23 protein-coding genes are annotated in these 17,488 nt (G+C 65.2%); 13 read left to right on the forward strand and 10 right to left on the reverse strand.

Going from position 1 to position 17,488, the window contains the following annotated elements; genetic code table 11:
* Positions 1 to 213, forward strand: a 213-nt coding sequence (locus ACRDU5_RS02220) for an adenylate/guanylate cyclase domain-containing protein (protein ID WP_526612582.1), incomplete at its 5' end; no start/stop codon positions are given.
* On the opposite strand, the gene ACRDU5_RS02225 is transcribed toward ACRDU5_RS02220, so the two are convergent.
* Positions 214 to 975 carry a hypothetical protein gene (locus ACRDU5_RS02225; protein WP_526612583.1) on the reverse strand — a complete coding sequence of 254 codons (762 nt, stop codon included), beginning with the start codon at positions 973 to 975 and terminating at the stop codon, positions 214 to 216.
* Positions 976 to 1,096: 121 nt separating this feature from the next.
* On the opposite strand from ACRDU5_RS02225, the gene ACRDU5_RS02230 reads away from it, so the two are divergent.
* Positions 1,097 to 1,387: a hypothetical protein gene (locus tag ACRDU5_RS02230; RefSeq protein WP_526612584.1), complete on the forward strand. Its 291-nt coding sequence runs from the start codon at positions 1,097 to 1,099 to the stop codon at positions 1,385 to 1,387.
* Between the two features lie 235 nt (positions 1,388 to 1,622).
* Positions 1,623 to 2,264 carry a hypothetical protein gene (locus tag ACRDU5_RS02235; protein WP_526612585.1) on the forward strand — a complete coding sequence of 214 codons (642 nt, stop codon included), beginning with the start codon at positions 1,623 to 1,625 and terminating at the stop codon, positions 2,262 to 2,264.
* 7 nt (positions 2,265 to 2,271) lie between these two features.
* On the opposite strand, the gene ACRDU5_RS02240 is transcribed toward ACRDU5_RS02235, so the two are convergent.
* Positions 2,272 to 2,442 (reverse strand): hypothetical protein, encoded by a 171-nt coding sequence (locus tag ACRDU5_RS02240; protein ID WP_526612586.1) that lies wholly within the window; start codon positions 2,440 to 2,442, stop codon positions 2,272 to 2,274.
* A gap of 26 nt (positions 2,443 to 2,468) precedes the next feature.
* Between ACRDU5_RS02240 and ACRDU5_RS02245 the strand changes: the two genes are divergently transcribed.
* Positions 2,469 to 3,164: a guanylate cyclase gene (locus ACRDU5_RS02245; protein WP_526612587.1), complete on the forward strand. Its 696-nt coding sequence runs from the start codon at positions 2,469 to 2,471 to the stop codon at positions 3,162 to 3,164.
* On the opposite strand, the gene ACRDU5_RS02250 is transcribed toward ACRDU5_RS02245, so the two are convergent.
* Positions 3,161 to 3,484, reverse strand: coding sequence for a putative quinol monooxygenase (locus ACRDU5_RS02250; protein ID WP_526612588.1), 324 nt, complete (start codon positions 3,482 to 3,484; stop codon positions 3,161 to 3,163). The genes ACRDU5_RS02245 and ACRDU5_RS02250 overlap by 4 nt on opposite strands.
* A 141-nt stretch (positions 3,485 to 3,625) precedes the next feature.
* Here ACRDU5_RS02250 and ACRDU5_RS02255 point away from each other — a divergent pair, with 141 nt between their 5' ends.
* The gene (locus ACRDU5_RS02255; RefSeq protein ID WP_526612589.1) at positions 3,626 to 4,126 is read left to right on the forward strand and encodes a nitroreductase/quinone reductase family protein; all 501 of its coding nucleotides are present in this window, start codon (positions 3,626 to 3,628) and stop codon (positions 4,124 to 4,126) included.
* A gap of 26 nt (positions 4,127 to 4,152) precedes the next feature.
* Here the strand turns inward: ACRDU5_RS02255 and ACRDU5_RS02260 are convergent, their stop codons facing one another.
* The 3 genes from ACRDU5_RS02260 to ychF form a co-directional block, all read right to left on the reverse strand.
* Positions 4,153 to 4,815 (reverse strand): LmeA family phospholipid-binding protein, encoded by a 663-nt coding sequence (locus tag ACRDU5_RS02260; protein WP_526612590.1) that lies wholly within the window; start codon positions 4,813 to 4,815, stop codon positions 4,153 to 4,155.
* 479 nt (positions 4,816 to 5,294) lie between these two features.
* Positions 5,295 to 5,636 carry a DUF1801 domain-containing protein gene (locus ACRDU5_RS02265; RefSeq protein ID WP_526612591.1) on the reverse strand — a complete coding sequence of 114 codons (342 nt, stop codon included), beginning with the start codon at positions 5,634 to 5,636 and terminating at the stop codon, positions 5,295 to 5,297.
* A 32-nt stretch (positions 5,637 to 5,668) separates the two neighbouring features.
* Complete coding sequence (gene ychF / locus ACRDU5_RS02270; protein ID WP_526612592.1) at positions 5,669 to 6,763, reverse strand: redox-regulated ATPase YchF; 1,095 nt, start codon at positions 6,761 to 6,763, stop codon at positions 5,669 to 5,671.
* 83 nt (positions 6,764 to 6,846) lie between these two features.
* Here ychF and ACRDU5_RS02275 point away from each other — a divergent pair, with 83 nt between their 5' ends.
* Positions 6,847 to 7,896 carry a DUF6542 domain-containing protein gene (locus ACRDU5_RS02275; RefSeq protein ID WP_526612593.1) on the forward strand — a complete coding sequence of 350 codons (1,050 nt, stop codon included), beginning with the start codon at positions 6,847 to 6,849 and terminating at the stop codon, positions 7,894 to 7,896.
* A gap of 4 nt (positions 7,897 to 7,900) precedes the next feature.
* Here the strand turns inward: ACRDU5_RS02275 and ACRDU5_RS02280 are convergent, their stop codons facing one another.
* Positions 7,901 to 8,902 carry a 4-hydroxy-3-methylbut-2-enyl diphosphate reductase gene (locus ACRDU5_RS02280; protein WP_526612594.1) on the reverse strand — a complete coding sequence of 334 codons (1,002 nt, stop codon included), beginning with the start codon at positions 8,900 to 8,902 and terminating at the stop codon, positions 7,901 to 7,903.
* A gap of 163 nt (positions 8,903 to 9,065) precedes the next feature.
* Here ACRDU5_RS02280 and ACRDU5_RS02285 point away from each other — a divergent pair, with 163 nt between their 5' ends.
* The 5 genes from ACRDU5_RS02285 to ACRDU5_RS02305 all read left to right on the forward strand — a co-directional run bounded on the left by ACRDU5_RS02285 (position 9,066) and on the right by ACRDU5_RS02305 (position 12,850).
* A complete protein-coding gene (locus tag ACRDU5_RS02285) occupies positions 9,066 to 9,311 on the forward strand; it encodes a helix-turn-helix transcriptional regulator (RefSeq protein WP_526612595.1) in 246 nt (81 codons plus the stop codon).
* A gap of 374 nt (positions 9,312 to 9,685) precedes the next feature.
* Positions 9,686 to 10,240 (forward strand): lipid droplet-associated protein, encoded by a 555-nt coding sequence (locus ACRDU5_RS02290; protein WP_526612596.1) that lies wholly within the window; start codon positions 9,686 to 9,688, stop codon positions 10,238 to 10,240.
* Positions 10,237 to 11,463, forward strand: a complete 1,227-nt coding sequence (gene xseA, locus ACRDU5_RS02295) for an exodeoxyribonuclease VII large subunit (protein ID WP_526612597.1) — start codon at positions 10,237 to 10,239, stop codon at positions 11,461 to 11,463. The genes ACRDU5_RS02290 and xseA overlap by 4 nt, the downstream gene beginning before the upstream one ends.
* Positions 11,460 to 11,672 (forward strand): exodeoxyribonuclease VII small subunit, encoded by a 213-nt coding sequence (locus tag ACRDU5_RS02300; RefSeq protein WP_526612598.1) that lies wholly within the window; start codon positions 11,460 to 11,462, stop codon positions 11,670 to 11,672. Before xseA ends, ACRDU5_RS02300 begins: the two co-directional genes overlap by 4 nt.
* Positions 11,673 to 11,734: 62 nt before the next feature.
* The gene (locus ACRDU5_RS02305; RefSeq protein ID WP_526612599.1) at positions 11,735 to 12,850 is read left to right on the forward strand and encodes a 3-beta-hydroxysteroid dehydrogenase; all 1,116 of its coding nucleotides are present in this window, start codon (positions 11,735 to 11,737) and stop codon (positions 12,848 to 12,850) included.
* Here ACRDU5_RS02305 and ACRDU5_RS02310 read toward each other — a convergent pair.
* From ACRDU5_RS02310 to ACRDU5_RS02320, 3 genes are all read right to left on the reverse strand, one after another.
* Positions 12,825 to 13,349, reverse strand: coding sequence for a 2'-5' RNA ligase family protein (locus tag ACRDU5_RS02310; RefSeq protein ID WP_526612600.1), 525 nt, complete (start codon positions 13,347 to 13,349; stop codon positions 12,825 to 12,827). The genes ACRDU5_RS02305 and ACRDU5_RS02310 overlap by 26 nt on opposite strands.
* A gap of 1 nt (position 13,350) precedes the next feature.
* A complete protein-coding gene (locus ACRDU5_RS02315; protein ID WP_526612601.1) occupies positions 13,351 to 13,629 on the reverse strand; it encodes a dsRBD fold-containing protein in 279 nt (92 codons plus the stop codon).
* Between the two features lie 79 nt (positions 13,630 to 13,708).
* On the reverse strand, positions 13,709 to 14,164 hold the full coding sequence (locus tag ACRDU5_RS02320; protein ID WP_526612602.1) for a DUF5994 family protein: 456 nt from the start codon (positions 14,162 to 14,164) through the stop codon (positions 13,709 to 13,711).
* Positions 14,165 to 14,386: 222 nt separating this feature from the next.
* Here ACRDU5_RS02320 and ACRDU5_RS02325 point away from each other — a divergent pair, with 222 nt between their 5' ends.
* Together ACRDU5_RS02325 and ACRDU5_RS02330 are read left to right on the forward strand one after the other, a co-directional pair.
* Positions 14,387 to 15,937 (forward strand): arylsulfatase, encoded by a 1,551-nt coding sequence (locus tag ACRDU5_RS02325; protein WP_526612603.1) that lies wholly within the window; start codon positions 14,387 to 14,389, stop codon positions 15,935 to 15,937.
* A gap of 4 nt (positions 15,938 to 15,941) precedes the next feature.
* Entirely contained in the window at positions 15,942 to 17,486 is a 1,545-nt protein-coding gene (locus ACRDU5_RS02330; protein ID WP_526612604.1) for an arylsulfatase, read from the forward strand.
* The last annotated feature ends 2 nt before the right edge of the window (positions 17,487 to 17,488 follow it).

Genomic DNA, 17,488 nt, shown 5'->3' on the forward strand with positions numbered 1-17,488 from the left:
GTGGGCAAGTCGGTGCGGCGCGGCGATGACCTCTTCGGCAGAAATGTCGCGATGGCGGCGCGGGTTGCGGCGCAGGCCGACGGCGGTCAGACACTGGTCAGCGAGCCCGTGCGCGACTCCGTCAGCGGCGACAACGGTATCGCCTTCGACGACGGCCGCGACGTCGAGCTCAAGGGCTTCACCGGCAAGCACCGGTTGTACACGGTCGTTTAGTTACCGCGGCTGCGCCTGGGCTTCGATCGCCCGCGCGAACAGCTCACCCTTCCTGGTCAATTCCAGTACGCAGTACCAGTACCACACGTCGGTGTTGTCGTACCCGTCGACGTAGACCGACCGGATACGGCTCAGTTTCTCCTCCAGCGAGCCCTCCCATGGCATGAACCCGCGCCCCCCGCTGCCGATCGAGCCTATCCCGGCAAGCCCGCCTCCAATCAGGTCGGCGATCAGCTCAAGAGTCCGCTGCTGCAACACCGCGGCCGGTTCGCCCGGGCTGACTTCCTTCACACGCCAGTGGATCTGTCCGAGCTCTATCCAATCGATGGTGCCGTAAAGCAGCACTTCCCGGGCCGCATCTGCAAACGGCCAATTCCATTGCCTAACAGCACTATCCGATGATTCCTCACCGTTGTCGACCGGTATCGCCTGTGCCGCTCGCCGACCCGCCTCCGTCAGCCGGAGCCAGGGTGAATCGAAAGCATCGACGTTCTGGTCTGCGACATGCGCGGCGAACCCCGCGCGGATGCGCTCAAGCCCGTCGGCGACGGGAATGGTCCACGCCACGAAACCCTGCCGTGTCCGGTCACCGATGACAGCAAGGCCGTCGTCCACCAGCGAGCGCACGAGGTCAAATGTCACCTGCTGCACCGCCTCCGGCGACCCGTCAGGCTGCTCCCGGAATACCCGGTCGTGTACCGCCCCCAAGCCGAAAAGGCCAAACTGCGCCCGAAATAGCACCTCGTCCCTAGCCCACGACATACCAACGACGCTACACCGACCATGACGTGGTCTTCGTCGCCTATTTGACAGAGCGGCCACCCCTGCCGCCGGCACCAAATTGCCGCATGCCGACCCACCTGAGCGGCGTTAGGTTTGGTCAATGGCGGTGATTGGCGTGGACCCTGCGGCCCTGCGCGCCGCGGCGGGCCAAATTGATGGCGTTGCGGCCACATTCACGGCGGCCCGCCCGCCGAACGTCCCGGTATTGAGCGCACAGGCCACCACGGCGGCCGTCAACGTAGTGCACGCCGCCACAAACGCCGCCGTCCGCACGACGGCCGCCCGACTGCGCTCGACCGCATCCGCAATGGCCGCCGGCGGGACCGCATTCGCGACGACCGAACGTGCGTCGAGGGATGCGATCACCACCCTGACTGCGGCGGCGGGGTAGCGGTGCACGCGGTGTCCGGCGGCCTGCCGCGGCTGTCCGAGGTTCAGGCGCGGGACATAAACCACCTCACCGCCGCCGCTCAACGGTGGACGGACGCGGCGACACGGTGGGAAGACGGGTTCGTCCAGGTTGCCCGCCAGTCGTTCGGGCCGGGCGCTCCGGGGCCGTACAACTCGGCGCCGCACAGCAGCGGGTGCTGTCCGCGGTGAGTGCGACCCGCGCAGCGGGTTTCGAAGTGCTCGACGACCTCACCGTCACTTTTTTGGACGACGGAAAGTCCCCCGCCCGGCGCGCGCAGGCCCAATCCCTGGCGCGAGACATCTGGACGCGGGCCACGCATCTCGCCGCGACCGATCGTGATGTGGCGCAGCGCATCGGGCCATCGTCCAGCGAGATTCAGAGCCTTTCGTTCGGACCAGAACTTGGCGGCCTCAGGGAGACTCCGCCCAACGAAGCATTGGGTGTGCGCAATGCCGAAGACGTTCACGATGTCGTCGATCCACTTCCGCCAGGCAAGCAACCGCATGTGCGGGAACTTCCGACTTCGGCCGAGATCAGGACGCTCTACGAGTACCTGACCCAGAACGGCGTGCCCGCACCGCCGAGCTCATATCCGGGTACGGAGCGCCTGCTCGAGGACGGGACACGGATCAGCATCCGGGAAACAAGCTCCTCCTCCTCCTTCGAAGGAACGACGATCGACATCAGGTTCCCCGATGAAACGACGATGAAGGTGCACCTGCCCGAGGACGGGGAGCAACCACAGCCAGCACCCGCGCCCGAATCCGGGTTCTGGGACACCGTCGGCGGCATCGCGATTGGCATTCTTGGGGGGATCGCCTGGGTCGGTGAGAAGGCCACTTACCCGTTCCGCTAACCCACCGCTATTTTCCCGTTTTCGCCTCGCCGGACTCGGCCAGCCGCTGGTGCAGGCGGGCCCGGATGTCGTCGGGCGTGTATGAATTACGTCGACGTTGATCGCGTGCGACCAGCACGCCACCCGCGACGACACCGGCGACGCTGGCCAGCCCAATCCATTTCCAAATACTGCGCATGGACAAAGTGTGCCTAAGCTGCGCTGGTGGACGCGAACACGGTCACCCTCGAGCAGGCCCTGAACGAGACGCGAACTGGGGATATCTGGCTGTTCCGCGGCGTCTCCCGGCCAGACCGCACGATCCAGGCCATGACGAATGCCCCGGTCAACCACGTCGGCATGACCGTTGCCATCGACGACCTGCCGCCGTTGATGTGGCACGCCGAACTCGGCGACAAGCTGCCCGACATGTGGACCGGGAGCAACCAACGCGGTGTTCAGCTCAACGACGCGCGAGCCGCCGTCGAGCGCTGGATCATCAACTACAGCCAGCGCTGCTGGTTGCGTCAGCTGACTCCGTACGCCAGCCGCGAGCAGGAAGACCAGCTGCTGCGCGTCATTGCACGGATGGACGGCACACCGTTCCCCAGCACGGCGCGCCTGACGGGTCGTTGGTTCCGGGGCCGCGTTCCCACCGCGAGTGACTGGACGAAGGGAATCCCGCTCGTGGACAAGAAGGTTCGCGAGTCAGCGCAACGGAGGAGGGCCGATCAGCGCAAGGTGGGCCTGGAGACCGCGTACTGCGCCGAGACGGTCGCCGTCACCTACGAGGAGATGGGACTGCTAACCACCGACAAGCATTCGAGCTGGTTCGACCCCGGCCGGTTTTGGAGCGGCGAATCGCTGCCGTTGACCGCTGGATACGAATTGGGCGACGAGATCGCCGTAGTACTCGATTAATCGACCTTCATCTCGGCCAGATCCGACCAGCCGGTCGCCTCGACCGTCTCGCTGATGACCTTGGGCGTGGACGCCAGCGCCTTGGGCAAGTCTTTCTGTGCCTGTTTGAAGTGCTCGCTGTTGACGTGCGCGGCGCCGGCGTCGGCGTCTCGGAACGCCTCGACCAGTACGTATACCGCCGGGTTCTCCAGACTTCGGGACCAGTCGAACCACAGATTGCCGGGCTCGGCCCTGGTGGCGTTGGTGAACCGCTCGACCAGGCTGGGCCAGCGTTCCGTCCAATCGGCATTCGTCTCGAACTTCACGACGATGAAGATCATCACGGCCTCCTGCTGCCGATTTGAACGGTACGCGGGGCGGCTCGGGGCTCGCGACCGTGCAATCAGCGACGGGACACGCCGCCACGGCGTCGCTCAGCGCACAATGGGTGCCTAGCGCATACGCCGCGGTATGGTCCGCCCATGCCGCTGCATTACGTGGATCCGCACAAGAAGCGTGGGCGCGTGTATAGGACGCTGGAGCGCTTCGGCCGCTCTCGCGCGGGACAGTTCATTGCGCGACATGTCTCCCCGCGCATCGACGGGTGGTTGTACCGCGCAACCGGCGGGCGCTATCCATGGATCCTTGGCGCGGCTGCCACAGCCCCATTGATCAGCACGGGTGCCAAGTCTGGTCAGCCACGCGAGGTGCAGCTCACCTACTTTCACGATGGGCGCGACCCGATCCTGATGGCCTCCAACTACGGCGGACCGAAACACCCGCAGTGGTATCACAACCTCAAGGGGCACCCGGAATGCGAATTCGGCGGCGAGAGTTTTGTGGCGACTGAGGTCACCGATCCCGACGAGTACACACGCCTATACGGGCTCGCCGAGCACGTCTACGCCGGTTACGGCGACTACCGGGCCAAGACCGAACCGATCGGGCGCCAGATCCCCCTCTTCCGCCTCAAGCCACGCTAGCGGGATCCCTGTTTCGCCGACCTTTGTTAAAGGCGCGCGAAACAGGGACTGGCGTCCTCTTTAGGGATCGACGCGTTCTGGCTGGAAAACTTGCCGACGACTCCGGTCTCCGTCACTTCGACGCTATCGGCATGGATACCGAGCGGATAGTTGTCGTTCAGTTTCTTAGTGAGGTCGTTGAGCGCTGTCTGCACCGTGTCCTTGGGCAGCGGGCCGGTGACGTCGAGAACCTCCAGATTGAGGTCTCCGTCGGTGACAACGGGCTTCGCCGTGACGCTGTTGTCGCCGGCTTCCAGGACGATGGCGCTCAAGCCAGGTTTCGTGCTAACACCCGTGACCCCTACAGCGGGAAGGTTTTCGACCACGGTGTCCTTGATGCCGTCGGCCTTCCAGCTGAGTGTTACGTTCAGCGATCCGATGGTGCCCTTGGAGTCGGCGGAATCCTGCAACCGCACGTCCGCGAGGGCCACCTCGGCCGTCATCCCCTTGGCGGCCTGAACGTTGTCACCCGCGGTGGCGACCGAGATGTTCGTGTAGTGACCGGTGATGTGCTGCCACAAGAACGGCGGGTTCACACCGAACGAGATAGTGGCACCGTCTTGCACGACGCATTCGGCAACCTCCACCAGAATGCTGTCCGCCCGGGACCGCGCATAGAGCTCGGCGCCGGCCAAACCGCCGGCCAGCACCGCGACGATGATGATCGCGATCAGGACAATCGACTGCCGGTTAAGGAAGCGCGAGCCGCGCGGCTTCTCGACAGCGGGCTGCCGGCCGCCGGGAAACGCTGGAGGCGGTGGCGGTGGCTGTGGAGGTGGCGGCTGATGCCGCCGGATCCGCTCGGTCGGCGCTGCATCGGCGGGCGACTGCGGGGCGCGGATGTGCTCGGTCCGCGTTGCATCCGGGGGCCGATACCGCCCGCGGATGTGTTCGGTCGGTGGTTCCGGGCGTCCAGGACGTGGGAGCCGTCGCGTCGGAGGCTCGGGCGGCTTCCCCCTACCGCGCCATCCAGGCTGCCCGGGGCGTTGCGGCGGCGTCACCTCCGCGATTCTGCCTCATAAGTGGGACCCGCCTTACACGTTGAACCGGAACTCGCCCCGATGCCGTACGTCACATGTGGTCCCGGTGACGACCGGCAGCCGACGCCGCCCTGGGTCTGTTCAACGCACTAACTGCGGTTGACCCTGACCGCCTCTTGAATCACCGCCTTGAACGCGCCCGCGTCCAACTCATCGTCTTCGCGCAGATCAATGGCACGCCCGACGGGGGCCTCGAGGCTCGCGTTGAACAGGTTATCCGGGTCGCTCACGGACGAGCCCTTGGCGAAATTCACCTTGACCTTGCCCTTGTAGGTTTCCAGCGTGCAGATCAGGCCGTCCAACGAGAACGCCGGCACGCCGTCAGGGTTCGATGGCTTACGCCACTTAATCTCCTCAACAACGTCGGGTTCGGCTTGCTTGATCAACGACCGAATCTCATCGACCCGATCAATGCGCCAATCCTCACTCACAGCGTCAATGTACTTCCCACCATCGGTCGCGACTACCTCTGCCCAGACGTTGCTTGGAACCGGAACTCGACCACATCGCCGTCGGCCATCACATAGTCCTTGCCCTCGATGCGGACCTTGCCCGCGGCTTTGGCGGCGGCCATCGACCCCGCGGCGATCAGCTCGTCGTAGGACACGATCTCGGCCTTGATGAAGCCCTTCTCGAAGTCGGTGTGGATGACCCCGGCCGCCGTGGGCGCGGTGTCGCCCTGGTGAATCGTCCAGGCCCGCGACTCTTTGGGCCCCGCGGTCAGAAACGTCTGCAGGCGCAATGTGTGGAAACCGGCGCGGGCCAGCGCGTCGAGTCCGCGCTCGGTCTGGCCGATTGACTCCAGCAGCTCGGCGGCCGACTCGTCGTCGAGCTCGGCCAGCTCCGACTCGATCTTCGCGTCGAGGAACACCGCGTCAGCCGGTGCCACCATCTCGCGCAGCGCCGTCACCCACTCGGCGTCGGTGAGCACCGCCTCGTCGGCGTTGAAGACGTACAAAAACGGCTTGGTCGTCAGCAGACTCAGCTCGCGCAGCACTGCGGGGTCGACAGCCTCACCGGCCGCGAACAGCGTCTTGCCGCCATCGAGAATCTCCTGCGCCGCGACGGCGGCCTGGTAAGCAGGCCGGCGATCCTTATGGGTGCGCGCCTCCTTCTCCAGTCGCGGCATCGCCCGCTCCAGCGTCTGCAGGTCGGCCAGGATGAGCTCGGTCTCGATCACTTCGATGTCGGACTTGGGATCGATCCGACCGTCGACATGGGCCACGTCGTCGTCGGTGAACACCCGCACCACCTGGCAGATCGCATCGCTTTCGCGGATGTTGGCCAGGAACTTGTTGCCCAGGCCGGCCCCTTCCGACGCGCCCTTGACTATCCCGGCGATGTCGATGAACGTCACCGGCGCGTGCACGATTTTTTCGGAGTCAAACATTTTCGCGAGCTCGGCCAACCGCGAGTCCGGCAACGGAACCACACCCTCATTCGGCTCGATCGTCGCGAATGGGTAATTGGCCGCCGGCACGTTGTGACGCGTCAGCGCGTTGAACAGCGTCGACTTGCCGACATTCGGCAAACCGACGATTCCCAGGTTCAAGCTCACAGGGTCCAGAGTCTAGGAGACTGTGACGGGCACGCCAGCGCGCGCTGGCAGCCACTTCAAGCCAGAGCCGGTACGGTCTACATGTGTCAGGACAGCGCGCGAGGCCGGCAGTGGCGGCCGATCACCGCTCCGTAGTCCCCCACATTCCGGGTGTGCCGTCGTGGGGTGCCGTGCTGATCGCGGTCACCGCCAGCGCCATTGGCTTCGCCTTCGACGCCGGCTCCGGCGCCAAGGAACTGACCGCCGTCTTCTCGGGCGCATATGTTCTCGGCTGCATCGCCGCCGTGCTGGCGGTGCGGCAATCCGGAGTCTTCGCCGCCGTCATCCAGCCGCCGCTGATCCTCTTCGTCTGCGTGCCGGGCGCGTACTACCTGTTCCACGGCGCCGCCATCACCGGACTCAGGGATCTGCTGATCAATTGCGGCTACCCGCTGATCGAGCGCTTTCCGCTGATGTTCTTCACCTCGGCCGCCGTGCTGCTGATCGGGATGGGCCGCTGGTATCACGGCATGACGACCCGTCGTGGCGTGGCGCAGGGCAGCGAGCAGGCCGATGACGGCCGGCGCTCGTCGGTCACATCCAAGATCGCGTCCATGCTGACGCGGGAGTCCGAGGACGACGCCGTCGATGAGGCACCCGCGCCGCGTCGCAGACAACACTCCATCGACCGTCCCACCAAGGCGGCCAAACCGCCGGCCGCAGGCACCGCGCGAACCCGCGGCGGCCGGCCGATCAGGCGCACAGAGCCATCACGCTCGCGGCACACCCGCCCGCCGGAGACCGAGATCATCGATCCGGTGGCCGAACGTCCCCGTCGGCCCCGTGTCCGTCAGGCCGAGCCGCCACCGCCGGCCGAGCCGCACCGGCGACCCCGTACGCCATCTACCCGGGAATCTCGTCAGCAACCGCCGCCGAGTGATCGCCGGTCGCCCTACCAGCGACCCGAACGGCGCAGCCGATTCGACGGCTTTGAGCCGTTCGAACCGCACGGCGAGAGCGGATCCAACAACGGAACCCACCACCCGGTGTCTCGGGTGCGCTATCGCGGCGGCGACGACAGCGATCGTCGCCCGGAATACCGCACCCGGCCGCGTGCCTCACGGCAGGCCGAAGCCTGGGAGTACGACGCGTAGGCCGCTACGCGCGCGCCGGGCGGATCTCCCGGGGTAACGCGAACACCAACGTCTCGTTGGCCGTCGTCACCGGCTGCACCACGTCATAGCCGTATTCGGCCAGCCGCTCCAGCACGCCACGCACCAGCACCTCGGGGACCGAGGCGCCGGACGTGACACCGACGGTGGTCACACCCTCCAGCCAGGCCGGTTCGATGTCGCCGGCGTAGTCGACTAGGTGAGCGGCCTCGGAGCCGGCATTCAGCGCCACCTCGACCAGCCGCACGGAGTTCGAAGAGTTGCGGGAACCCACCACGATCACCAGCTGGCATTCGCGTGCCATCGCCTTGACCGCGACCTGGCGGTTCTGGGTGGCGTAACAGATGTCGTCACTCGGCGGATCCTGCAGCTTGGGGAAGCGTTCGCGCAGCCGCTGCACCGTCTCCATCGTCTCGTCGACCGACAGCGTGGTCTGCGACAGCCAGATCACCTTGTTCTCGTCGCGGACGGTGACGTCGTCAACGGCATTCGGGCCGTCCACCAGCTGTACGTGATCGGGCGCCTCGCCGGCGGTGCCGACGACCTCTTCGTGGCCCTCGTGGCCGATCAGCAGAATGTCGTAATCGTCGCGGGCGAACCGCTTCGCCTCGTTGTGCACCTTCGTGACCAGCGGGCAGGTCGCGTCGATGACCTGCAACTTTCGCTCCGCCGCCGAGGTGTGCACCGTCGGTGCCACACCATGCGCGGAGAACACCACGATGGCGCCCTCGGGGACCTCGTCGGTCTCGTCGACGAACACCGCGCCAGCCTTGGCCAGCGTGTCCACCACGTGCCGGTTGTGCACGATCTCGTGCCGGACATACACCGGCGCGCCGTGCTTCTCCAGCGCACGCTCGACAGTTTCCACCGCACGGTCGACGCCGGCGCAGTACCCCCGCGGCTCGGCCAGCAGCACCCGCTTGCCGGTCACACCGCCGGCGACCGAGCTGGAGGCACCCGGAATCCCCATGTTGATCGTCGACGGCATGGTTCCTAGGGTACGTGGCTGCGGGGTCGATCGTCCGTCGAGGAGTCGATACGACTCCGTCTGGGTCAGGCACGTCTGTGTTGACATACGCTCACATCGAGCATCGATTGAACCGATGTGAGTAAACATTTGCATCAGGCGCCGACATGTCTAATGTGAGCATATGGCAACATCCGCTGGTGCTGAGACGCCGGTCCGATCGCCCGAGGCGCTTGGCCATGCGATCAGGTCGGCACGGGCGCGCGCGGGGTGGACACAGTCAGAGCTCGCAGAACGCGCGCGAATGAACCGCTACGCGGTCGCGTTGCTTGAGAGCGGCCACCAGACACGCGCGATCGAGCAGCTCTTCGACGCCTTAATCGCACTCGACCTCGAACTTGCCGTCCGTCCCAGGGGAAAGGTCGAATGAGTAACGAGCTGGATATCTGGCTCGGAGACCGTCTGGTCGCTCACACTGTCAGCCGAGATCGAACCGACAAGGTTCGTATCGCCTATTCCGATGCCATCAGCGAGCAGTACTTCCCGGAGGTACCACTACTGTCCTGCTCGTCGTCGCCAACGTGGATGATGGTTTGACCCGCGGCTGGCCCAGCGAGCGCGTGATCAGGATCGTCTCAGCGCGGATAGATCGTCTCCTATCGCGTAGACCGCTAGGGGGTCCATTCGCGAAACGCACCAAGCGTTCCGTTCCAACTCCCAACCGCCCAACTCTCGACGGTGCGACCGCCGCCAAGCAGGAGCCAACTTGATCCAGTTCGTCACACCAGCCGTAGGCTGGTGCCCATGGCTACTGCACCCTATGGGGTCCGTCTGCTGGTAGGTGCGGCGGTCACCGCCATCGAGGAAACCAGAAAGCTTCCGCAGACCATCCTCACGTACCCGATGACCGTCGCCAGCCAGGTCGCGCACTTCGTGATGAAGATGCAGCAGGACGTGGCCGATCTGGTCATCAAGGGCGACGAGACGCTCGAGCAGCTGTTCCCGCCCAAGGAGGAACAGCCGGAGTGGGCGACCTTCGACGAGGACGTCGAGGACGAGACGCCCGAGCCGGCGAGCCCCGACGGCGAACGCCGCACCGAAGGCCGCTTCGCGTTGTTCACCACCGGGGAGCCCGACGCGGCGGCGGACCCCGACGATTCCACCGAGACGGCCGACCCACCCGACGTCGTCGCGCGGCTGGACTACGAGACGTTGACCCTGGCCCAGCTGCGCGCCCGGCTGCCGTCGCTGCGCGTCGGCGACCTGGAAGAGCTGCTGGCCTACGAGGGCGCCACCAAATCACGTGCGCCATTCCAGACGCTGCTGGCCAACAGGATCACCCGCGCGTCCGCCAAGTGACCGAACCCGCGCAAGGCCAGTCCCCGGAAAATCCGTGGCCGGTCCGTGCCGTTGCCACCAGGGTGGCGAAGTGGATCGATCGCCTTGGCGTGGTGTGGGTCGAGGGCCAGTTGACCGAGCTGAAGGTTCGGCAGGATTCCAAGACCGTCTTCATGGTGCTGCGCGACCCGGCCGCCGACATGTCGCTGTCGCTCACCTGCCACCGAGAACTGGTGCGCAATGCGCCGGTGCGGCTGTCCGAAGGTACCCAGGTGGTGGTGTGTGGCAAGCCCTATTTCCACACCGGGCGTGGCTCATTCTGGTTGCGGGTCAGCGAGATTCGCGCGGTCGGGGTCGGCGAACTGCTCGCCCGCATCGAGCGGCTGCGCCGGCTGCTGGACGCCGAAGGCCTGTTCGACGTCCGACTGAAGCGACCAATTCCGTTCCTGCCCAGCACCATCGGGCTCATCACCGGACGGGCCAGCGCCGCAGAGCGTGACGTCATGACGGTCGCGACGGGACGCTGGCCGGCCGTCCGCTTCGCCGTCCGCAACACCGTGGTCCAGGGGCCCAACGCTGTCCCCCAGATCGTCGAGGCGCTCCGCGAACTCGACGGTGACCCTGCCGTCGACGTCATCGTCGTCGCTCGCGGCGGCGGCAGCGTCGAGGACCTGCTGCCGTTCTCCGACGAGACGCTGTGCCGGGCCATTTCGGCCTGCACCACGCCGGTGGTCAGCGCCGTCGGGCACGAGCCGGACAACCCGCTCTGCGATCTGGTCGCAGACTTGCGGGCGGCCACCCCAACCGACGCCGCCAAACGCATCGTCCCCGACACGGCCGCCGAACAAGCGCTGCTTCTCGACCTGCGCCACCGCAGTGCACGGGCGCTGCGCAATTGGGTACATCGCGAGGAGCACATCGTGAGCCAGCTGCGCAGCCGGCCGGTGCTGGCCCAGCCGCTGGCCGCGCTGACCGCCCGATCCGAGGAGATTCACCGGAGCCTGTCCTCCGCCCGCCGCGACATCACCCGGCTGGTGACCGCGGAAACCGACCGGGTCGGCCACCTGGCCGCCCGGCTCACCACGCTGGGACCGGCCGCCACCCTGGCCCGCGGGTACGCGGTCGTGCAGGCCATGCCGGACGGTGCGGTGCTGCGAACGGTGGACGACGCGCCACCGGGGACTCGGTTGCGGGTGCGGGTGTCCGACGGAGCCGTCACGGCGGTCAGCGAGGGTGGTCAATGAAGCCTATTAGTGAGTTGGGGTACGAAGAAGCGCGCGATGAACTGATCGAGGTCGTGCGTCAGCTCGAGCAGGGCGGGCTGGATCTCGATGCATCGCTGAAACTATGGGAAAGAGGCGAAGAGCTAGCAAAACGCTGTGAGCAACACTTAGCTGGGGCCCGGAAGCGCATCGAGGACGCACTGGCCGCAGGAGGCGACGAGGAAACTTGACAGTGGAAGCAATTCTGAATTAGGGGGTCGAAACTGAAACACGTTTCAGTTATGCTCGCCGCATGGCTGATGCATCGCTGACCACTGAACTTGGCCGTGTCCTGGTCACCGGCGGCTCCGGCTTCGTCGGGGCCAACCTGGTGTCCGAACTGCTCGAGCGGGGCCACCAGGTGCGCTCCTTCGACCGCGCGCCCTCCCCGCTGCCGGACCATCCGGGCCTGGAGGTCGTCGAAGGCGACATCTGCGACAAGGACACCGTGGCGGCCGCCGTCGACGGCATCGACACCGTCTTCCACACCGCGGCGATCATCGAGCTAATGGGCGGCGCGTCGGTCACCGACGAGTACCGCCGGCGCAGCTTCGCGGTCAACGTCGGCGGCACCGAGAACCTGGTGCAAGCCGGGCAGGCAGCAGGGGTGAAGCGGTTCGTCTACACCGCGTCCAACAGTGTGGTGATGGGCGGCAAGCGGATTTCCGGCGGAGACGAAACCCTGCCCTACACCGAGCGATTCAACGACCTCTACACCGAGACGAAGGTGCACGCCGAGCGATTCGTGTTGTCGCAGAACGGTGTTGGCGGCATGCTGACCTGCTCCATCCGGCCCAGCGGCATCTGGGGTCGCGGCGACCAGACGATGTTCCGCAAGCTGTTCGACAGCGTGCTCGCCGGCCACGTCAAGGTTCTGGTCGGCAGCAAGCACGCCAAGCTGGACAACTCATACGTGCACAACCTGATTCACGGCTTCATCCTGGCCGGCCAGCATCTGGTGGCCGGCGGGACCGCACCGGGTCAGGCGTACTTCATCAACGACGGCGAGCCGATCAATATGTTCGAGTTCTCCCGACCGGTGGTCGAGGCGTGCGGGCAGCGCTGGCCGCGGTTCCGCGTTTCGGGCGCCTTCGTGCGCTGGGTGATGACCGTGTGGCAGCGGCTGCACTTCCGCTTCGGTCTGCCCAAGCCGCCGATCGAGCCCCTCGCCGTCGAACGGCTGTATCTGGACAATTACTTCTCGATCGCCAAGGCGGAGCGCGATCTCGGCTATCGGCCGCTGTTCACGACCGAAGAGGCGATGCGCGACTGCCTGCCTTATTACGTCGAGCTCTTCAACGAGATGAAGGCACAGGCGCACGGCGCGCCGCCGGTCAAGGCCGTCACGGCAGCCCATCCAGCGGGCTGATTTTCCCGGTCGCGCTGTTGACCAGCGCGGCACGATCCAGCGTCGCGCGTAGTGGCAGCACGTCGAGCACGGCGCCCGCCGCCACGGGCAGCTGCGCCAAGGTCGCTCGCGGCGCCAGCGAGCAGTGCGGCAGCCAGCTGCCGGGCACGTAGTGCTTGTGCAGCTCGGCGCCGGTCGCGGTGACGGCATCGACGACCCGTTGCTGGCGTGCCACGAATTCCGCGCTCACCCCGGAGACCAGCCAGGTCCGGCCGCGGCGGAACAACCCAATCCCGTCAAACTGCAGCTCCACCGGGGCGCCACCGTCGAGATCGCCCAGCGCGGCGGTCACCGCCGTCTGGTCCCAGCTCCGCAGCACCGCATAGGACACGTGCGGCACATGCTTGCCATGGGTGTGTGAATGCAGGCTCGGCACGCCGGCCTGCTCGAGCCGTTCCCACAGTGCGCGGACCGCCCGCTCCGATCGCCGGTCGAACAGCAGGCAGACGGCCAGGGCCACGTCAGCTGGTCAGATGGACCGGGTGGCGGGTGACCGCCTCGATCCGCGCCCCCGCGCGGTGCAGCAGGTCCGTGCCCAACGCGATCAGCGCGCGGGCCGCCGCGATCTCTTCGCCGATCATCGGCTGGCTGACGTCCTTGGGATTGCGGAACGCATCGCCAATCGTCGTCATGGTCTCGCCGTCACCGAGCTGGACGCGGACCGTCGCATGGGTGTGCGTTTCGTCCTCGTCGAACCCGATGTCGACATGCCAAACATTGTCCAGAATCTTGTCGTACATGGCCGTCACCTTCCCTCTAATAGAGTGCGCCCCGTCCGGGCTGAGCACCAGGGAATGGACGGCTTCGTCTCAGCCGGCATTACGAAGTAGGCGACCGTTCGGCTTCTGCGAAACGGTCCACCAGCTGCCGCAGCACGGCGACGCTCATTGATTGTGTCGCACTGGACACCGCGCGTAGAACGCGATGAACGGCCGCGTGTGGGATCGCCGGGGGCACGACGTAGAGCACCGCATCGCGTGAATGCGTACCCATCAAGTAGATCGTGTCGCGGGCAACCAACGCGTAGGGATCAACGGCGGTCACCGCGGTGCCCCGAATTACCCGCGACGGTGCGTTCGGCCACAGGCTCGGGTCGTAGACCACCCGATGGACTCGGCCGATCGACAGGCCAATAACGGCAACCAGGTCCGGCAGCTCGGCTCGTAGATCGGCACTCTTGGGCCACCACGCACCGTCAACGGCGCCCGGAAGGGGCGATCGGCTGCATAATGCCAACCGGGCGGTGCTCGAGAATTGGGAAGTGATCTGCACCATTGGTGGTGCTCCCGTCGGCTAGCAGAGCGATCGCAGACGGCAACCAGCGAGCTGGACACGCGACGAACCCACGACTGGCGTAACGATAGCAGTCGACACAAACGTCAACGGTTCCGTAAATATTTGGTGGCAGCCTGCTGAAGCCGCATTGTAGGAGTTGTCGTCGCAATAAGGTCAAGGCGCACAGTTGATTCGGTCGGGGCTCAAGCAAAGGGGCGTCACATGCCTGACGGCAAACCGAACATCTTGGTGATCTGGGGCGACGACATCGGGATCAGCAATCTCAGCTGTTATAGCGACGGCCTGATGGGGTATCGCACCCCGAATATCGACCGGATCGCCGCCGAGGGCATGCGGTTCACCGATTCCTACGGTGAGCAAAGCTGTACCGCAGGGCGCGCGGCATTCATCAGCGGGCAAAGCGTGTACCGGACCGGCATGAGCAAAGTCGGCGTGCCGGGCGTGGACATCGGTTGGGCCGCCGAGGATCCGACCATTGCCGAATTGCTCAAGCCGCTGGGCTACGCCACCGGCCAGTTCGGCAAGAACCACTTCGGCGACTTGAACAAGTACCTGCCAACCGTGCACGGGTTCGACGAGTTCTTCGGCAACCTGTATCACCTGAACGCCGAGGAGGAGCCGGAGAACTTCAACTACCCGCACGAAGACCGCTACCCGCGACTGTACAAGTTCGCCAAGCCCCGTGGAGTGCTCAAGTGCAAGGCCACCGATGAGGCGTCCACCGAACCCGACGACCCCAAGTACGGGCCGGTCGGAAAGCAGACCATCGAGGACACCGGGCCACTGACCGCCAGCCGCATGGAAACCATCGACGACGACATCGCCGATGCCACCGTCGACTACATCAAGCGTCAGCATGCCGAGGGCAACCCGTTCTTTGTCTGGTGCAACTTCACCCACATGCACCTCTACACGCACACCAAGCCAGAGAGCCGGGGTCAGGCCGGGCTATGGCAGTCGCCCTACCACGACACGATGATCGACCACGATCGCAACGTGGGCACAGTGCTCGACGTGCTCGACGAACTCGGCATCGCCGAGGACACCATCGTCATCTACTCCACCGACAACGGCCCGCACCGCAACAGCTGGCCCGACGGCGGCACCACGCCGTTCCGCAGCGAGAAGAACACCAACTGGGAGGGCGCCTTCCGCATTCCCGAACTGATCCGCTGGCCCGGCAAAATCAAGGCCGGCACGGTGTCCAACGAGATCATTCAGCACCACGACTGGTTGCCCACCCTGCTGGCCGCCGCCGGCGACCCCGACATCAGCGAGAAGCTCAAAAAGGGACACAAGGCCGGGGCCGACGGAAAAACCAAGTACAAGGTCCACATCGACGGCTTCAACCTGCTGCCGTATCTGACCGGCGAGGTCGAGGAAAGCCCGCGACGCGGCTTCTTCTACTTCTCTGACGACGGCGACCTGGTAGCCATGCGATTCGAGAATTGGAAGATCGTCTTCCAGGAGCAGCGCTGCCCGGGCACCCTGCAGTTGTGGGCCGAACCGTTCACGCCGCTGCGCTTGCCGAAGCTGTTCAATCTCCGCACCGATCCGTACGAATACGCCGACATCACCTCGAACACCTACTACGAATGGCTGATGCGCAACGACTTCTTCCTGTTCTACGCCACCGCGATGGCGACGAAATTCCTCGAGACGTTCAAAGATTTCCCGCCGCGGCACGCGCCGGCGAGCTTCAGCGTCGATCAGGTCGTTGAGAAGCTGCACGAATTCCTAGCGAAGGATTGATCAAATGCCGAATTCACAGCCGAACATCCTCGTCATCTGGGGAGATGACATCGGAATTTCGAACCTGAGTTGTTACGGCCGGGGGATGATGGGCTACTTCACACCCAACATCGACCGGATCGCCGATGAGGGAATGCTTTTCACCGATTCGTATGGTGAGCAGAGCTGCACGGCGGGTCGGTCGTCGTTCATCACCGGCCAGAGCGTGTACCGCACCGGCATGAGCAAGGTCGGGATGCCGGGCATGGACGTCGGCCTGCAGAAAGAGGATCCGACCATCGCCGAGTTGCTCAAGCCGCTCGGGTACGCGACCGGCCAGTTCGGCAAGAACCACCTCGGCGATCTGAACAACTACCTGCCGACCGCGCACGGGTTCGACGAATTCTTCGGCAACCTGTACCACCTCAACGCCGAGGAGGAGCCCGAACACGAGGACTATCCGACCGAGCAAGAGGCGCCGCTGATGCGCAAAGCGCTACTGCCGCGCGGGGTCATCCATTCGTGGGCCACCGATAAGGACAGCGGCGAGGTCGACGACCGGTACGGCCCGGTTGGCAATCAACGCATTGAGGACACCGGACCGCTCACCAAGAAGCGGATGGAGACCATCGACGATGAGACCACCGGCGCCTGCATCGACTTCATCAAGCGTCAGCACGAGGCAGGCACTCCGTTCTTCGTCTGGATGAACATGACCCACATGCACTTCCGGACTCACACCAAGCCGGAAAGCCGGGGGCAGGCCGGCCGCTGGCAGTCGCCGTACCACGACACGATGATCGACCACGATCGCCATGTCGGACAGTTGCTCGATCTGGTGGACGAACTCGGCATCGCCGAGGACACCATCGTCATCTACAGCACCGACAACGGCCCGCACGCCAACAGTTGGCCGGACGGCGCCACCACCCCGTTCCGTAGCGAGAAGGCCACCAACTGGGAAGGCGCTTTCCGGATTCCCGAGATGATCCGCTGGCCCGGAAAGATCAAGCCGCGCAGCGTGTCCAACGAGATCGTCCAGCACCACGATTGGCTGCCGACGTTCCTGACCGCCGCGGGCGAACCGGACATTGTCGAAAAGCTCAAGAAGGGCCACAAGGCCGGTGACATGAAGTACAAGGTCCACATCGACGGGTACAACCTGTTGCCTTACCTGACCGGCGAAGTCGAGAAGAGCCCTCGGCGCGGGATGATCTACTTCTCCGACGACTGCGACGTGCTGGGTATCCGGGCGGAGAACTGGAAGGTCGTTTTCATGGAGCAACGCTGTCCCGGCACGCTGCAGGTGTGGTTCGAGCCTTTCACTCCGTTGCGTGCGCCGAAGCTGTTCAACCTCCGGACCGACCCGTACGAGCGCGCAGACATCACGTCGAACACCTACTGGGATTGGATGATTGACCGCATCTTCCTCATGTTCTACGGCTCGGCGGTCGTGAACCAGTTCCTCGAAACCTTCAAGGAGTTCCCGCCACGTCAGGAACCTGCGACGTTCACCATCAATCATGCGGTCGAAGAGCTCGACAAATTCCTGGCGGCTAGGGGCGGCTGAGC

The organism is Mycobacterium sp. (assembly GCF_050701515.1).
In the GTDB taxonomy this organism is placed as follows: domain Bacteria; phylum Actinomycetota; class Actinomycetes; order Mycobacteriales; family Mycobacteriaceae; genus Mycobacterium.

Excerpts from the sequence above, each read along its gene's own strand:
- ACRDU5_RS02300 (WP_526612598.1), top strand. The coding sequence starts at position 11,460 with ATGAAGCCTATTAGTGAGTTGGGGTACGAAGAAGCGCGCGATGAACTG.
- ACRDU5_RS02240 (WP_526612586.1), bottom strand. The coding sequence starts at position 2,442 with ATGCGCAGTATTTGGAAATGGATTGGGCTGGCCAGCGTCGCCGGTGTC.
- ACRDU5_RS02255 (WP_526612589.1), top strand. The coding sequence starts at position 3,626 with ATGCCGCTGCATTACGTGGATCCGCACAAGAAGCGTGGGCGCGTGTAT.
- ACRDU5_RS02325 (WP_526612603.1), top strand. The coding sequence starts at position 14,387 with ATGCCTGACGGCAAACCGAACATCTTGGTGATCTGGGGCGACGACATC.
- ACRDU5_RS02330 (WP_526612604.1), top strand. The coding sequence starts at position 15,942 with ATGCCGAATTCACAGCCGAACATCCTCGTCATCTGGGGAGATGACATC.
- ACRDU5_RS02285 (WP_526612595.1), top strand. The coding sequence starts at position 9,066 with ATGGCAACATCCGCTGGTGCTGAGACGCCGGTCCGATCGCCCGAGGCG.
- ACRDU5_RS02230 (WP_526612584.1), top strand. The coding sequence starts at position 1,097 with ATGGCGGTGATTGGCGTGGACCCTGCGGCCCTGCGCGCCGCGGCGGGC.
- ACRDU5_RS02290 (WP_526612596.1), top strand. The coding sequence starts at position 9,686 with ATGGCTACTGCACCCTATGGGGTCCGTCTGCTGGTAGGTGCGGCGGTC.
- ACRDU5_RS02315 (WP_526612601.1), bottom strand. The coding sequence starts at position 13,629 with ATGTACGACAAGATTCTGGACAATGTTTGGCATGTCGACATCGGGTTC.
- ACRDU5_RS02250 (WP_526612588.1), bottom strand. The coding sequence starts at position 3,484 with ATGATCTTCATCGTCGTGAAGTTCGAGACGAATGCCGATTGGACGGAA.
- ACRDU5_RS02225 (WP_526612583.1), bottom strand. The coding sequence starts at position 975 with ATGTCGTGGGCTAGGGACGAGGTGCTATTTCGGGCGCAGTTTGGCCTT.
- ACRDU5_RS02280 (WP_526612594.1), bottom strand. The coding sequence starts at position 8,902 with ATGCCGTCGACGATCAACATGGGGATTCCGGGTGCCTCCAGCTCGGTC.
- ACRDU5_RS02305 (WP_526612599.1), top strand. The coding sequence starts at position 11,735 with ATGGCTGATGCATCGCTGACCACTGAACTTGGCCGTGTCCTGGTCACC.
- ACRDU5_RS02320 (WP_526612602.1), bottom strand. The coding sequence starts at position 14,164 with ATGGTGCAGATCACTTCCCAATTCTCGAGCACCGCCCGGTTGGCATTA.